The organism is Arthrobacter sp. 05T47 (genome assembly GCF_056395825.1).
This window is the reverse complement of record NZ_JBFTKG010000006.1, coordinates 30,426-43,587: the sequence shown is the minus strand read 5'-3', so window position 1 is coordinate 43,587 and position 13,162 is coordinate 30,426. Positions and strand designations below refer to the sequence as shown.

General features: G+C 70.5%; 12 protein-coding genes. 4 read left to right on the top strand and 8 right to left on the bottom strand.

The window, feature by feature from the left end:
• Positions 1-77: 77 nt before the first annotated feature.
• From AC1DEY_RS07100 to AC1DEY_RS07090, 3 genes are read left to right on the top strand one after another with little or no spacing between them, the layout of a single operon-like run.
• Positions 78-1,625: a bifunctional glycosyltransferase family 2/GtrA family protein gene (locus tag AC1DEY_RS07100; RefSeq protein ID WP_476867337.1), complete on the top strand. Its 1,548-nt coding sequence runs from the start codon at positions 78-80 to the stop codon at positions 1,623-1,625.
• Entirely contained in the window at positions 1,622-3,682 is a 2,061-nt protein-coding gene (locus tag AC1DEY_RS07095) for a glycosyltransferase family 39 protein (protein ID WP_476867336.1), read from the top strand. The genes AC1DEY_RS07100 and AC1DEY_RS07095 overlap by 4 nt, the downstream gene beginning before the upstream one ends.
• A gap of 6 nt (positions 3,683-3,688) precedes the next feature.
• Entirely contained in the window at positions 3,689-5,755 is a 2,067-nt protein-coding gene (locus AC1DEY_RS07090) for a glycosyltransferase family 39 protein (RefSeq protein ID WP_476867335.1), read from the top strand.
• A 24-nt stretch (positions 5,756-5,779) separates the two neighbouring features.
• Here the strand turns inward: AC1DEY_RS07090 and AC1DEY_RS07085 are convergent, their stop codons facing one another.
• From AC1DEY_RS07085 to AC1DEY_RS07070, 4 genes are all read right to left on the bottom strand, one after another.
• Positions 5,780-6,460 carry an HAD-IA family hydrolase gene (locus tag AC1DEY_RS07085; RefSeq protein ID WP_476867334.1) on the bottom strand — a complete coding sequence of 227 codons (681 nt, stop codon included), beginning with the start codon at positions 6,458-6,460 and terminating at the stop codon, positions 5,780-5,782.
• A 99-nt stretch (positions 6,461-6,559) separates the two neighbouring features.
• Positions 6,560-6,937, bottom strand: a complete 378-nt coding sequence (locus AC1DEY_RS07080) for a glyoxalase superfamily protein (protein ID WP_476867333.1) — start codon at positions 6,935-6,937, stop codon at positions 6,560-6,562.
• 84 nt (positions 6,938-7,021) lie between these two features.
• A complete protein-coding gene (upp, locus tag AC1DEY_RS07075) occupies positions 7,022-7,657 on the bottom strand; it encodes a uracil phosphoribosyltransferase (protein ID WP_476867332.1) in 636 nt (211 codons plus the stop codon).
• A gap of 12 nt (positions 7,658-7,669) precedes the next feature.
• A complete protein-coding gene (locus AC1DEY_RS07070) occupies positions 7,670-8,536 on the bottom strand; it encodes a phosphatase PAP2 family protein (protein ID WP_476867331.1) in 867 nt (288 codons plus the stop codon).
• A 74-nt stretch (positions 8,537-8,610) separates the two neighbouring features.
• On the opposite strand from AC1DEY_RS07070, the gene AC1DEY_RS07065 reads away from it, so the two are divergent.
• Positions 8,611-9,111, top strand: a complete 501-nt coding sequence (locus AC1DEY_RS07065; protein ID WP_476867330.1) for a nucleoside deaminase — start codon at positions 8,611-8,613, stop codon at positions 9,109-9,111.
• An 11-nt stretch (positions 9,112-9,122) separates the two neighbouring features.
• Here the strand turns inward: AC1DEY_RS07065 and AC1DEY_RS07060 are convergent, their stop codons facing one another.
• From AC1DEY_RS07060 to AC1DEY_RS07045, 4 genes are read right to left on the bottom strand one after another with little or no spacing between them, the layout of a single operon-like run.
• On the bottom strand, positions 9,123-10,415 hold the full coding sequence (locus AC1DEY_RS07060; RefSeq protein ID WP_476867329.1) for a DNA glycosylase AlkZ-like family protein: 1,293 nt from the start codon (positions 10,413-10,415) through the stop codon (positions 9,123-9,125).
• A 4-nt stretch (positions 10,416-10,419) separates the two neighbouring features.
• Positions 10,420-11,664, bottom strand: coding sequence for a glycosyltransferase (locus AC1DEY_RS07055; protein WP_476867328.1), 1,245 nt, complete (start codon positions 11,662-11,664; stop codon positions 10,420-10,422).
• 9 nt (positions 11,665-11,673) lie between these two features.
• Positions 11,674-12,072 (bottom strand): 6-pyruvoyl trahydropterin synthase family protein, encoded by a 399-nt coding sequence (locus AC1DEY_RS07050; RefSeq protein ID WP_476867327.1) that lies wholly within the window; start codon positions 12,070-12,072, stop codon positions 11,674-11,676.
• Between the two features lie 3 nt (positions 12,073-12,075).
• Positions 12,076-13,128 (bottom strand): zinc-dependent alcohol dehydrogenase, encoded by a 1,053-nt coding sequence (locus AC1DEY_RS07045; RefSeq protein WP_476867326.1) that lies wholly within the window; start codon positions 13,126-13,128, stop codon positions 12,076-12,078.
• Between the last annotated feature and the right edge of the window lie 34 nt (positions 13,129-13,162).

Below are 13,162 nucleotides of genomic sequence, written 5' to 3'. Positions count from 1 at the left end.
GCCTGGCTCCGGACTTCCACAGCCCCCGCACAGCTCGGCCCTAAAGCCCTCATATGGGCCGGCGGGAAAGTTGAGCCATGACATCCACAGACCAGGCCACAGGAACCCTGTCCCGTTCCACGGAGACGCCGGCCGGTCCGGCGGCCCCGCCCTCCCCGTCCGGACTTGAGCCGTCGGGGCCTGCATCGTCCGGGCCGGCATCGTCAGGGCTTACCGTGACCGATGTGCCGGCCCCGGGACCGTTCGCCGGAGCCCTTACCGGCACCGGCGGCCGGCGCGCACCCATTGACACACGCGGCAGCACACCGTTGCTGGACGTCACGATTCCGGTCTTCAACGAGGAGCGGGACCTTGAAGCGTGCCTGCGCCGGCTCCACGCGTACCTTATCGGCGCCTTCCCGCACTCTTTCCGGATCACTGTGGCGGACAACGCCAGCACCGACGGAACGCTCAAGACCGCGGAGCGCGTGGCCCGTGAGTTGCGCGAAGTGAAGGTGGTCCACATGGCCGAAAAGGGCCGGGGAAACGCGCTTCGCAAAGTTTGGCTCTCCTCGCCGTCGCCGGTCCTGGCCTACATGGACGTGGACCTTTCCACGGACCTGGCGGCCCTCGGCCCCCTGCTCGCCCCGCTCATTTCGGGGCACTCCGATCTGGCGATCGGCACCCGGCTGACCCGCAACTCACGCGTGGTCCGCGGACCCAAGCGGGAGTTCATCTCGCGCAGCTACAACTTCCTGCTGCAGTCCCTCATGGGGGCCCACTTCAGCGACGCCCAGTGCGGGTTCAAGGCGATCCGGGCGGACGTGGCCCGGCAACTGCTCCCCCACACCCTGGACAACGCCTGGTTCTTCGACACCGAACTGCTGGTGCTGGCAGAAAAGTGCGGCCTGCGCGTCCACGAAGTCCCGGTGGACTGGACCGACGACCCCGATTCCAGCGTGGACATCGTCCAGACCGCCCTCGCGGACCTGCGCGGCATGGCACGGTTGAGCCGGGACCTGGTTTCGGGCCGGATCCCGGTTCCCGAACTGCGCGCCGCACTTGCCCGCGGACCGCTGCCGGCGTCCTCGCGGTTCCAGGAACAAAGCCCCGGCGGAAGCCTTTTCGGGCAGCTGGTCCGCTTCGGCAGCATCGGGGTGGCCTCCACTCTGGCGTACCTGGCAATCTTCCTGCTCTGCCGACAGATCATGGACCCGCAGCTGGCAAACTTCCTCGCGTTGCTCACCACCGCCGTGGCCAACACCGCGGCCAACCGGCGCTTCACGTTCGGCATCCACGGCGGCAGCCAGGCCGCACGCCACCACTTCGAGGGGCTGCTGGTCTTCGGGATCGGCCTGGCCCTGACCTCGGGCACCCTCGCCCTGGTTCACGCCACGTCAGGAGCCACACCGGACCGCTGGCTCGAACTGCTTACGGTCACCGCCGCCAATCTGGCCGCCACGGCCGTGAAATTCCTGCTCTTCCGGCTGGTGGTCTTCCACCCCCGGCGGACTAACACCGTCCCGGCGCCGGACGCCGCCATCACCGTTGCGGAGCCCACCGCCCCTGGCACCGCTCAGGTGCCCGCCGCCCCCGAGGCTTCCCTCCCCCGTACAGAACCCGCACAGAAAAGGCCAAGTAAATGACGGCAACCATCAGCCCCACCGCCGGCTCCCTTGCCGGGTCACCGGCCGGCAGCCCGCCCCTGGACCCGGAAACGACCCTCCCGGCATCCGAGGACGCCGGCGCGCCGCCCAACCCGCCAGCACCCCTAAGCCGCCGGGACCGCCTGCTGTTCGGCCGGCAGCCCCGCTGGGTCCGGCCCGCGGCGGCGCTGCTGCTGGGGGTCACCGCGGCCTTGTACCTGTGGAACCTGGAAGCCACCGGCTACGCCAACTCCTTTTACGCCGCCGCAATCCAGGCCGGGACCAAGGACTGGACCGCGCTGCTCTTCGGCTCCCTCGACCCCGGCAATGCCATCACGGTAGACAAACCGCCAGCGGCCCTCTGGATCCCGGCCCTGGCGGGACGGATCTTCGGGTTCTCGGCACTGAGCATGCTCATTCCCCAGGCACTCATGGGCGTGGCCGCCGTCGGCCTTCTGTACCTGACCGTCAAGCGGGTGTCCGGACCGGCCGCGGGCCTGCTCGCCGGCGGCGCCCTGGCGCTGACCCCGGTGGCGGCCTTGATGTTCCGGTTTAATAACCCGGACGCCATGCTGACCATGTGCCTGGTGCTGGCCGCCTACCTCACCACGCGCGCCATCGAGAAGGCCGGCTGGAAGTGGCTTGCCGCGGCCGGCGCGGTGATCGGGCTGGCCTTCCTGTCCAAGATGCTGCAGGGCTTCCTGATCGTTCCCGGGCTGGCCCTGGCCTACCTGTGGGCGGCGCCCACTACACTCGGCCGCCGGCTCCTGCACCTGCTGGCCGCCGGCGCAGGCATTGTGGTGGTGGCCGGAAGCTACATTGCCCTGTTCCAAATGACCCCGACCTCGGTCCGCCCCTATATGGCAGGCTCGGAGACCAACAGCTTCCTGGAACTCACGTTCGGCTACAACGGCCTGGGCCGGATCACCGGCTCCGGCGGGGGAATGCCCGGAGGCAATGCCGGCGGCCCGGGCGGCAACGGCAACGTGGGCTTCGGCGGCACGGCCGGGATCACCCGCATGTTTGGGACCAGTTTCGGCGGCGAGGTGTCCTGGCTGCTGCCGGCAGCCCTGATCCTGCTGGCCGCAGGCCTCTGGTTCACTCGGCGCGAGGCCCGGACCTCAAAGACCCGGGCGGCGCTCCTGCTGTGGGGCGGTTGGCTGGTAATCACCGCCGGAATCTTCAGCTTCATGAGCGGCACCGTGCATCCGTACTACGCTGTGGCCCTGGCCCCCGCGATTGCGGCCCTGGCGGGCATCGGCTCCCTCGAACTGTGGCGGGGCAGGGCCTACTGGCCCGCCCGGATTGTCCTGGCTGTGACAGTTCTGGCCACCTCGGTCTGGTCCGCGGTGCTCCTGGGCCGCGACCCGGCCTGGCTTCCCGGTCTGCGGGTGATCGTGGTGGTCCTTGGCGTCCTCGCCGCCGCCGCACTGCTCGTGCGGGTGGACAGCCTGGCCGCGCTTCCGGCACGGTTCCGCAAGGCCGCCACGGCCGGCGTCGTGATCCTGGCCCTGGTCGCCGGCGGGCTCGGAAGCACCGCGTGGACACTGGCCACCGTGGCCCAGCCGCATTCCGGTTCGATCCCCACCTCCGGGCCCACCGCCTCCGCGATGGGTGGCGGCTTCGGGGCGGCAGGCAGGACCGGCCGTGACGGAACCGATAGCAGCACTGGCAGCAGCACCAGCGGCAGCACGGGCGGCCTAGCCGCCGGCGGCCCCGGCGGGGAAACCGCCTCGGCCGAGCTGACAGCGCTGCTGCAGTCCTCCAACGCCAAGTGGTCCGCGGTTGTCTCCGGCGCCACCCAGGCCGCCAGCCTGGAACTCGCCACCGGCACCAGCGTGATCGCCCTCGGCGGCTGGAACGGCGGCGACCCCTACCCCACGCTCGCACAGTTCCAGGCGATGGTGGACCGCGGCGAGATCGGCTACTTCATCTCCGGCGGCATGGGCGGCATGGGCGGAGGCCGCGGGGGCAACTCCGAGGTCGCCACCTGGGTCGCGGCCAACTACCAGGCCCAGACCGTGGGCAACTCCACCGTGTACAAGCTGGGAGCCTAGGCCGCCATGACTGACACCCTGAGCCCCCGCCCCGGCCTGGCGCCGGCCCGCACGCCGGGCCCTCCGCAGCCCCGGGTCCCGGAACGTCCCAGGCGTCTTGGGCCCCCGGCCGGCGGCGTGCGGCCCCTCGGAGGCGCCCGGGCGCTGCAGCGGCACCGGCTGGAAGTCGCGGCCCTGCTCCTGGCCACGGCCGTGCTGTACGTGTGGAACCTCGGCGCCTCCGGCTGGGCGAACGCGTTCTACTCCGCGGCGGCACAGGCCGGGTCGCAGGACTGGACGGCCTGGTTCTTCGGTTCGTCCGACGCCGCCAACGCCATCACCGTGGACAAGCCGCCGGCCTCGCTGTGGGTGATGGGGCTGTCCGTGCGGATCTTCGGGCTGAGTTCCTGGAGCGTCCTGGTCCCGCAGGCGCTCATGGGGGTCGGTACGGTCTGGCTCCTCTATCTGGCCGTGCGCCGGTCCGCGGCGCCCGCCACGGCCGACGCCCGGCTGGCCCACCGTGCAGGGCTCCTGGCCGGTGCGGTCATGGCCCTGACACCGGTGGCCGTGCTGATGTTCCGGTTCAACAACCCCGATGCGTTGCTGGTGCTGCTGATGACCGCGGCCGCCTACGCCGTGCTGCGTTCAATCCAGGATGCGCGGCTGCGCTGGCTCCTGTTCGCCGGGGCGCTCCTGGGCTTCGGGTTCCTCACCAAGCAGTTGCAGGTCCTGCTGGTTGTCCCCGGCTTCGCCCTGGCCTACCTGCTCGCGGCTCCGGCCGCGGCCGGGAAACGGATCCTCCACCTGCTCTCCGCGGGCGCGGCGATGGCCGTCGCGGCCGGGTGGTGGCTGGCCGCCGTCGAACTCATTCCCGCCGCGAACCGGCCGTACATCGGCGGCTCGCAGAACAACTCCATCCTGGAACTGACCCTCGGCTACAACGGCCTGGGCCGGCTGAACGGCGAGGAAACCGGCAGCGTGGGCGGCGGCAACGGCTGGGGCACGCCCGGGCTGTTCCGGCTCTTCAACAGCGAGTTCGGCGGCCAGATCGCCTGGTTGCTGCCCTCGGTGCTGCTGCTCGGAGCGGGGCTGCTCTGGCTGGGCCGCCGCGCTCCACGCACCGACGCGGTACGGGCCTCCGTGATCATCTGGGGCTCCTGGGTTGCCGTCACCGGCCTGACCTTCAGCCTCATGGCCGGGATCATCCACCCGTACTACATGGTGGCGCTGGCCCCCGGGATCGCCGGGCTTGCCGGACTCGGCGGCGTCCTGCTCTGGCAGCGGCGGGACCAGCCCGTGGCCGCCGCCGTCCTCGCCGTCGCGATCGTGGCGGCCGGGGCCATGGCCTCCGAGCTCCTCGGCCGGACGGCGACGTTCGTACCGTGGCTGCGCTGGGTGGTGCTCCTGGGCTCCCTCACCGCCGCCGGCCTGGTGCTGGCCTCCGCGGCCCCGGGGCTCAAGGAAGCCAGTGGACCGGTCAAGCGGGCATCCGCGGGCATGGCACGGACGACGGCGGGGCTCGCCGTCGTCGCCGCCCTCGCCGGACCGCTGGCGTACTCGCTGTCCACCGCGGCCACCGCCCACAGCGGCTCGATCGTCAGCGCCGGACCGGCCGTGTCCGGCCGGGGCGGGGCCGGGCTGCCGCCGGCCTTCGGCGGTGCAACGGCGGCCACCGGCAACGCCACTAACGCTGTCGGGGTCGGCCGCGGCCAGGGTGCGGGCGGGGCAGGTGGAATGGGCGGCCTGCTCGGGGTCAGCACGCCGGCATCGGCCCTCGTGACCGCGCTGGAGACGGACGCCGGCACGTACACGTGGGCCGCCGCCGTCGTCGGGTCCAACAACGCCGCCGGCTACCAGCTGGCCACCCAGCTCCCGGTGATGGCCGTGGGCGGGTTCAACGGCACGGACCCGGCGCCAACGCTGGCACAGTTCCAGCAGTACGTGGCCGACGGGAAGATCCACTACTTCATCGTAGGGCGCATGATGCAAGGCGAATCCGGATCCAATGACGCCGCCCAGATCGCCGCCTGGGTGCAGGCCAATTTCACCGCCCAGACCGTGGGCGGGACCACAGTCTACCTGCTGGCAAGGTAAGCCGGCCGGGCAGGCGCCGGTGGCCTAGAACGTGAAGGACAGGGTGCGCAGGCCGTCGGCGGTGATGTGCGTGGTCACGGAAACCCCGGAGTAGTCGGGAATGTGGTGCACGCCGTCGGGAAGGTCGCCGGCGTTCGGTCCCACCGCAACAGTCGGGATGCCGGCGGCGATTCCGGCGGCAATCCCGGCCGGAGCGTCCTCGAACACCACCGCGTCGGCCGGGTCCACACCCAGCAGGGCGGCGGCCCGGAGGTATCCCTCCGGGTGGGGTTTGCCCCGCGAGACGTCCTCCGAGGTGACCGAGGCAGCCGGGATGCCGATGCCCGCGGCCGCCATCCGGACCCCGGCCAGGTCCCGTGAAGCTGACGTCACCAGCGCCACGGCATCCGTCGGGAGGCTGGCCAGCAGCTCCAGGGCACCCGGCACCGGAACAATGCCGCGGGTCTCAGCGAGCTCCATCCGGCCGAGCTCGGCCGCGAGGGCCTGGATGTCGGACCCGGCCGGTGCGAACCTGCGGACCGTGTCCATGGCCTGGACCCCGTGGGAGGTGCGCAGGATCTCGCCGATATCCAGGCCGTAGCGGTCCGCGAAAGTGGTCCAGACCTGCTCCACGATGCTGGTGGAGTCGACCAGCGTGCCGTCCATGTCGAACAGGACGGCACGCGCGGTCAGGGTCGTGGTGCTGGCATGGGACGGAAAGCTCATGCTTCCATCCTGCCTTAAGGCCCCGCCCAACCCTCCGGGCAGGCGTCACGAAAGGACCACTTCACGGATGCTGCAAAGCTGCCACGCAGCCGGACGGGATCAGCCGTTCGGCCGGCTGGGGATGTACTGCACCGCCCACTTGTTGCCGTCGGGGTCGGCGAAGTGGACGAAGTGTCCCCAGTCCTCGATCTCGACGTCGCTGACATCCACGCCGTTGTCCTTGAGCTGCTGGTGCGCGGCCTGGATGTCGCTGACCACCAGCTGAAGGCTCGGCGCCGTACCGGGCGGGGCGTCGTTGAGGCCCTCGCCGATGGCAATCGAGCAGCCGGAGCCCGGCGGTGTCAGCTGGACGAACCGGATCCCCTCCATGGGCCGCTCGTCGTAGTCGGCGTTGAAGCCCACCTTGTTGACATAGAAATCCTTGGCCCGGTCCACATCGGACACCGGGACGAACACCAGTTCAAGTTTCCAATCCATGCCGCACAGGCTAGCGCGGACCGCGGCAATGCGGAAGGGATCGCGGTCACTGGCAGGAGGAGCGGACCCGTGCGGGGACTGCCCCTAGCCGGCGATGCCGTACAGGCGGTCTCCGGCGTCACCCAGGCCGGGCACGATGTAGGACTTCTCGTTGAGCTTCTCGTCGATGGAGGCCAGGACGATCGTCACGTTGGCGTCGGAGAGCTCTTCCTCCAGCTTGGCCAGGCCCTCGGGGGCGGCCAGGAGGCAGATGCAGGTGACGTCGGAGGCGCCGCGCTTGAAGAGGAACTTGATGGCCTCGCGCAGGGTTCCGCCGGTGGCCAGCATGGGATCCAGGACGAAGATCTGCCGGTCTGTGAGGTCTTCCGGGAGGCGCTCGGCGTACGTGATGATGTCCAGGGTCTCTTCGTCACGGGCCATGCCCAGGAAGCCGACCTCGGCGGTGGGGACCAGCTTGGTCATGCCCTCCAGCATGCCCAGCCCGGCCCGGAGAATCGGGACCACCAGCGGGGTCGGCTTGGTGAAGGCCGTGCCGATCGTGGTGCTGACCGGCGTCTCGATGGTCACCGGTTCCGTGCGGACGTCACGSGTGGCCTCGTAGGCGAGGAGCGTCACRAGCTCCTCGGTGAGCTGGCGGAAGACCGGGGACGGGGTGTTCYTGTCCCGCAGAACGGTGAGCTTATGGGCGACCAGCGGGTGGTCCACAACRAGAGTGCGCATGGGTCAAAACTATCACCCGGAYGCKGAGGACCGTCCCGCGGGGCCGGGGGGTTCGGCGTCGTTCGCGTGAGCCTGAGCAGTGCCGCCGGCAGGGCTGGCGGGGCTGCCGGCGTCGGCCCTGTCGTGGAGGTGGGCGGGATGCCCGAAGGTCGGCGCGGCCCCTGCGTGTTCGCGGCGTCGCAGCACATGGAAGAACCTGTGGGCCAGGATCACAATCCCCACCCAGGCCAGCCCGATGACCCACCCGACGATCACGTCGGTCATCCAGTGATGGCCCAGATAGACCCGGCTCAGGCCCATCGCGACGATGAAGATCACACCGGCGGCGATCAGGGCGATCCGGGCGCTGGTCCGCTTGATCTCCAGGCAGGCCAGGTACACCACGAGGGCGATCACCACCGTGGTGTTGAGCGTGTGCCCGCTCGGGAACGACGGCGAGGTCTCGTAGGGTGGCACCGCGTCGGCATGGTCCGGGCGGGCGCGGCCGATCATTTTCTTGCCCAGGGCTGTGGCAGTCACCGACACGGCGGCAGCGCCGCCGATCAGGATCAGCGGCCGCCAGCTCCGGGACTTGTAGATCAGCAGCGCTGTCAGGATGCTGCCCAGGATGGGCATCCCGATGCCGCCGCCGATATTTGTGAACCCGGTGACAAAGGCGTCCAGGCCAGGGCTGCGCAGCTGCTCCATGAACGCCAGCGTCGGCCTGTCCAAGTTCGCAAGACCGGCGTCGTCCACCACGTTGTCGTAGACCTCGGCCGTCACCAGCGCCAGGATCACCACCACCACGCCGCCGATCAGCATGGTGATCCACAGGGCCGCGTAGGGCACCACCCATTTGCCCCAGCGCCGCGCCAACCAGTTCTCTGTTGGTGTGGTCACGGCCGTCTCCCGACTACTTGTGGCTGCACAGCGGAGCTGCACAGCATGCTTAGGATCGAAACTATCATTGACCCATGACTGCCGCTGAGCCCCGCCATGCCCAATGGATGAGCCTTGCCCTGGCGGAGGCCCGGAATGCCCTGGCCACCGAGGACGTGCCGATCGGCGCCGTCGTGATCGGACCGGACGGTTCCGTGCTGGGCGCCGGGCGAAACGAACGCGAGGCGCTCGGGGACCCCACGGCCCACGCCGAAATGGTCGCCATCCGGGAGGCCGCCGCGCGGTTGCGGGCGAGCCGGGCCCAGGAAGGCAAGGGCGACGACGGCTGGCGGCTGGAGGACTGCACTCTGGTGGTCACCCTGGAGCCCTGCGCGATGTGCGCCGGAGCGATCGTCCTCGCCAGGATTCCGCGGGTGGTCTTCGGCGCCTGGGATGAGAAGGCCGGCGCCGCGGGTTCGGTGTTCGACATCCTCCGCGAGCGCCGGCTCAACCACTGGGTGGAAGTGTTTGCCGGCGTCAGGGAGCAGGAGTGCGCCGCGCTGCTGCGGGACTTCTTCGCCGGGCACCGCGCCTGATCCGTTCCCGGCTACCGGGCTCCGCCGGAAGAAGACGCTGCCGCGGGGGTTTCTGCAGACGCCGCGAGCGCATCGATCCGCTTCTGTCGGGAAGCCGGTGAATCCAGGCTGAAGGCCCGGAAATCCCCGAGGTCCTCGCGGATCCAGGCCTCCACCTCGGCGATCCGCTGTGTCACGGCAGGCGTGGGGCCGTGGAACAGCCAGGGCACGATCCGCTCGTTGGCCGGTTCGTACTGCCAGAGTCCGATGATCCGGCCGCGGTCCAGGATCGGATGGTCCGGGAGATCGGCCTGCAGCGCGAGCGATCCCAGCGCAGGCCTGTGCTGGTCCTCCCCCGCGAGCAGGTCCCCGGCGTTGCGGCGCAGCAGGAACAGGGAATCCGTTCCGGCGAGCAGCTGAATCTGTTCGTCCGCCGGCGCGTCGAAGGAGGCGAGGCGGCCGACGTCGTCCGGCAGCATCCACAGCGCGTCACCCCCGGCGGTGGTAAGGGCAGTGGGCACCTCGACGGCGCCGACGGCGGCGAGCGCCGCCTTGCTTTGCGCCACCGTGAACCCGGTGAACCACTGCGATTGCTTGAGCGTGGCTCCCCCGGTCCAGCCCAGGTAGCGTCGGATCAGCTCGGTGCGCACGGCGTCGTCGTCGATGCCGCTGGGCGCCAGGTCCCAGGGCTCGTAGGCGTAGCGCTGCTGGTCCAGGCGCCCGTTGGCCGGAACGCGGCGGATCTTGCCCTGCGACTGCAGGATCCCGAGCGCCGTGGGCAGCGTGGTGGCGGCGCCCTTCTTCTTGCCCTCCTCGCCGAGGTTCCGCACCGAGTCGCCCAGTTCCTCCTTGAGCTGGCGCGGATCCATAGGCCCCTCCGCCTCGGCGAGCACGTGCAGCACCTGCTCCTCCAGGAGCGTGATTTCGCCCCGGTCCACGCCAAGCCGGCCTAGCGCCCGCACCGCCTCGGCGTCGTCCTTGCCCAGCTTCAGCGCCCAGGCGAAGTCCTCCCGGCCCAGGACGTAGGTGCAGCCGCGCGCGACGGGAAGTTCGAGGATCCGGTGGGCAAGGACGTCCGCGTCCACCTGTTCGCGGCGGATGCCGGCGCGGGCGAACAGCGTGAGGTACGGATTGGCGCCGCCCACAGACCGTGCCCAGCCCGCCCGGGCGAACACCTGCTCCGCCGTGCGGCCGGCCAGCGAGCCGTCCAGTCCCTGCCGGTGCCAGGCCCACGCCCGGAGCCGCTCCGGGGTCAGGCTCTGCGGCTCCGGCAAGTTGACGGACTCTTCTACCGACGATTGCGTGGCGACAGGGTGGGTGCTCATGGGCTCATTCTCCAACAGCTTCACTGTCAGCGGTATCAAGAAGCCGTATCAACCCGCGCCGTCCTGTTCCGGGGTTGGCGGTTTCGGGCGACTCCGGAGCTGCCGGAGTTTCCGCAGCTGCCATGGAGAGGACCTCCAGAACGGTCCGGGCGGTGGCGTCCCAGCCGGGCAGCCGGTCCCGGGCGGCCGCCGCAGCGTCCCGCCAGCGGTCCCTGAGTCCGGCGTCGGCCAGCCAGCGGCGGAGCACGTCCGCCAGCGGGGCGGGGTCTGTTCCGAGTTCGACGGCGGCGCCCGGCAGCTGCGAATCCGGCGCCGGCCCGTCCGGTTGCTGCCTGTTGGGCACCGGCCGGCTGTCCGGTACCGGCGTGCCGGGCGGGCTGCCGGCGGCGAGGGCCTCGACGGCTCCGGTGCCGCCGCGCACCACCACGGGAATGCCGCGGGCCAGCGATTCGGTGACCACCAGCCCGTAGGTTTCGGCCCGGGAAATCAGCAGGCTGAGATCGGCCGCATCCCATGCAGTATCCAGCGCCGGGCCCCGGAGCTCGCCTGGGATACTGACCCGCCCGGCCAGGCCCAAGCGTTCCACAGTGTCCCGCAGCCGTGCGGCATAGGCCGGGTGGGCGGTGTCCGAGCCGATGAGGGACGCCGTCCAGGGCAGGTCCCTGAGCAGGGAGAGCGCGTCCAGCAGGAGCGCCTGGTCCTTGTTCGGCAGCAGCGCGGCGACGGCGATGAAATGCGGCACGCCGTTGCCGGCGGCCAGGCTTCCCACCGCCAGCGGGGCCGGCACACTACCCGGCAGGGCGACAAGCAAATTATCGAGGCCGTGCCGGGCGCCGATGCCCGCCGCAGCCGAGCGGCTTGTGCAGATGATCCCGCCCGCGGCCTGCAGCGCCCGGCGTTCACGCTCGGGATGCTCCGGCAGGGGCATGTGCAGCAGGACCCAGGCCGGCTGCCCGGCTGCTGCGGCCGCCTCCAGTTCGGCGGGCGCCCCGCAGGCAAGGAGGCTGTCGACCAGCGTCACGGACCCTGCAGAGCCGCCCGCATTCGGTGCCGGGCGCAGCAGCGCGGCCAGACGCCGCCGGTCTCCCGCGCTGCCGCCGGGCCAGTCGCCGTCGAGCGGGCAGGTCTCTACCGCGACGCCGAGGGTGGCCAGTTCCCGGGCGAGCGCCGCGTTGTAGACATTGCCGCCTGAGTTGTGCCGGACGTTGCCGGGCACCACGAACCGCAGGCGAGGGCTGGGCGGGGGCATCTGCTGCGCCTAGTGGGCGTCGAAGTCCAGCGAGTAGCCGGCCCAGGCGTCGGGGTTTTCGCGCAGGGTGACGTTCAGCCCGGTGAGATCGCGCCCGTCGTTGCCGACGCGGATCTGTGCGGCGATGGCGTCGGCGATGTATCGGGCCAGGGCCTCGGCGGTGCTCAGCTTGCCGGCGAAGTCGGGGTGCTCGTCGAGGTTCTGGTAGTTCAACCCATCGAGGACCTCGTCCACCACGGCCCCCGCCGCACCGATGTCCAGCACGATCGCGTCGTCATTGAGCTCACGACGGCGGAAGGTCACCTCCGTGACGAACGTGGCCCCGTGCAGACCCTGGGCGGGGCCGAAGATTTCGCGGGGAAGGCTGTGGGCAATCATGAAGCTGCGGCGGACGGTCAGGCTGTACACGGGCTACCTCGTGGCTTCGTTGAACGGGACAGGGGCGGTTTGCTCTTCATTGGATGGTGTTTCGACGGATGGGTGTTCAATGACGTGGCACAGGGCGTCCAAGGTCCCGTCGGCGAGCCGCTGGACGACGCCGGGGAGCTCCGCCAACGGCGACTGCCCGGTGAGGAAGACATCAAATAGCGGGTCCTGCAGCAGGGCGACGGCGAGCGCGAGGCGCTCGGCGTTGGTGCGGCGGTGCCGGCGGGCGCGGGCTACAACCCCCACCTGGCTGGCCCGGATGGACAGGCGGCGGGCGTGGAAGTCCTCACCCAGCGGGAGGGTGACTTTCCGGTCGGCGTACCAGGACATTTCGATGATGTCGCCGTCGTCGCCCGCCAGCTGCAGGCTCCGCTGCAGGCCCTCCTGCGAGGCGGAGCAGTGGATCACGATGTCGCAGTCCGGGAGGGCGTCGTCGGGGTGGCTGAAGTCGACGCCGAGGGCGTCCGCGAACGCACGTTTGGCGGGGTCGACGTCGACCAGCTGGAGCCGCGCGAGCGGAAAGCCGGCCAGTAGCTTGGCCACCATGCCGCCGACGAGTCCGGCACCGATCACGGCAACCCTGTCGCCCAGCCGGGGTCCAGCCTCCCAGAGGCCGTTGACGGCGGTTTCCACCGTGCCGGTGAGCACGGCGCGGCGGGCAGGAACGCCGTCGGGGACGACGGTGAGGGATTCGATCGGGACGATGAAGCGGTCCTGGTGCGGGTAGAGGCAAAAGACGGTCTTGCCTGCCCAGCCCTCCGGCCCCTCCTCGACCACCCCCACGGTGAGGTAGCCGAACTTCACCGGGTACGGGAAGTCCCCCGCCTGGTTGGGGGCGGCCATGGCCGCCGCAACGCACTCGGGGACGCTGGCGTGATGGACCACCAGCTCGGTGCCCTTGCTGATGCCCGAATACAGGGTCCGGACCAGCGCCTCGCCGGGCCCGCGGGCGGGCAGCACCTCACTGCGGAGCTCGCCCTGCTCCGGGCCGACGGTCCAATAGGCGGTGGCCGTGGCGTGCCGTTCAGAAATCGTCATTGTGCTTCCGAATCTAGTGCTTCTCCCTGTTCGC

Coding starts and splice junctions, on each gene's coding strand:
- AC1DEY_RS07100 (WP_476867337.1), top strand. CDS start 78: ATGACATCCACAGACCAGGCCACAGGAACCCTGTCCCGTTCCACGGAG.
- AC1DEY_RS07095 (WP_476867336.1), top strand. CDS start 1,622: ATGACGGCAACCATCAGCCCCACCGCCGGCTCCCTTGCCGGGTCACCG.
- AC1DEY_RS07090 (WP_476867335.1), top strand. CDS start 3,689: ATGACTGACACCCTGAGCCCCCGCCCCGGCCTGGCGCCGGCCCGCACG.
- AC1DEY_RS07085 (WP_476867334.1), bottom strand. CDS start 6,460: ATGAGCTTTCCGTCCCATGCCAGCACCACGACCCTGACCGCGCGTGCC.
- AC1DEY_RS07080 (WP_476867333.1), bottom strand. CDS start 6,937: ATGGATTGGAAACTTGAACTGGTGTTCGTCCCGGTGTCCGATGTGGAC.
- AC1DEY_RS07065 (WP_476867330.1), top strand. CDS start 8,611: ATGACTGCCGCTGAGCCCCGCCATGCCCAATGGATGAGCCTTGCCCTG.
- AC1DEY_RS07060 (WP_476867329.1), bottom strand. CDS start 10,415: ATGAGCACCCACCCTGTCGCCACGCAATCGTCGGTAGAAGAGTCCGTC.
- AC1DEY_RS07055 (WP_476867328.1), bottom strand. CDS start 11,664: ATGCCCCCGCCCAGCCCTCGCCTGCGGTTCGTGGTGCCCGGCAACGTC.
- AC1DEY_RS07045 (WP_476867326.1), bottom strand. CDS start 13,128: ATGACGATTTCTGAACGGCACGCCACGGCCACCGCCTATTGGACCGTC.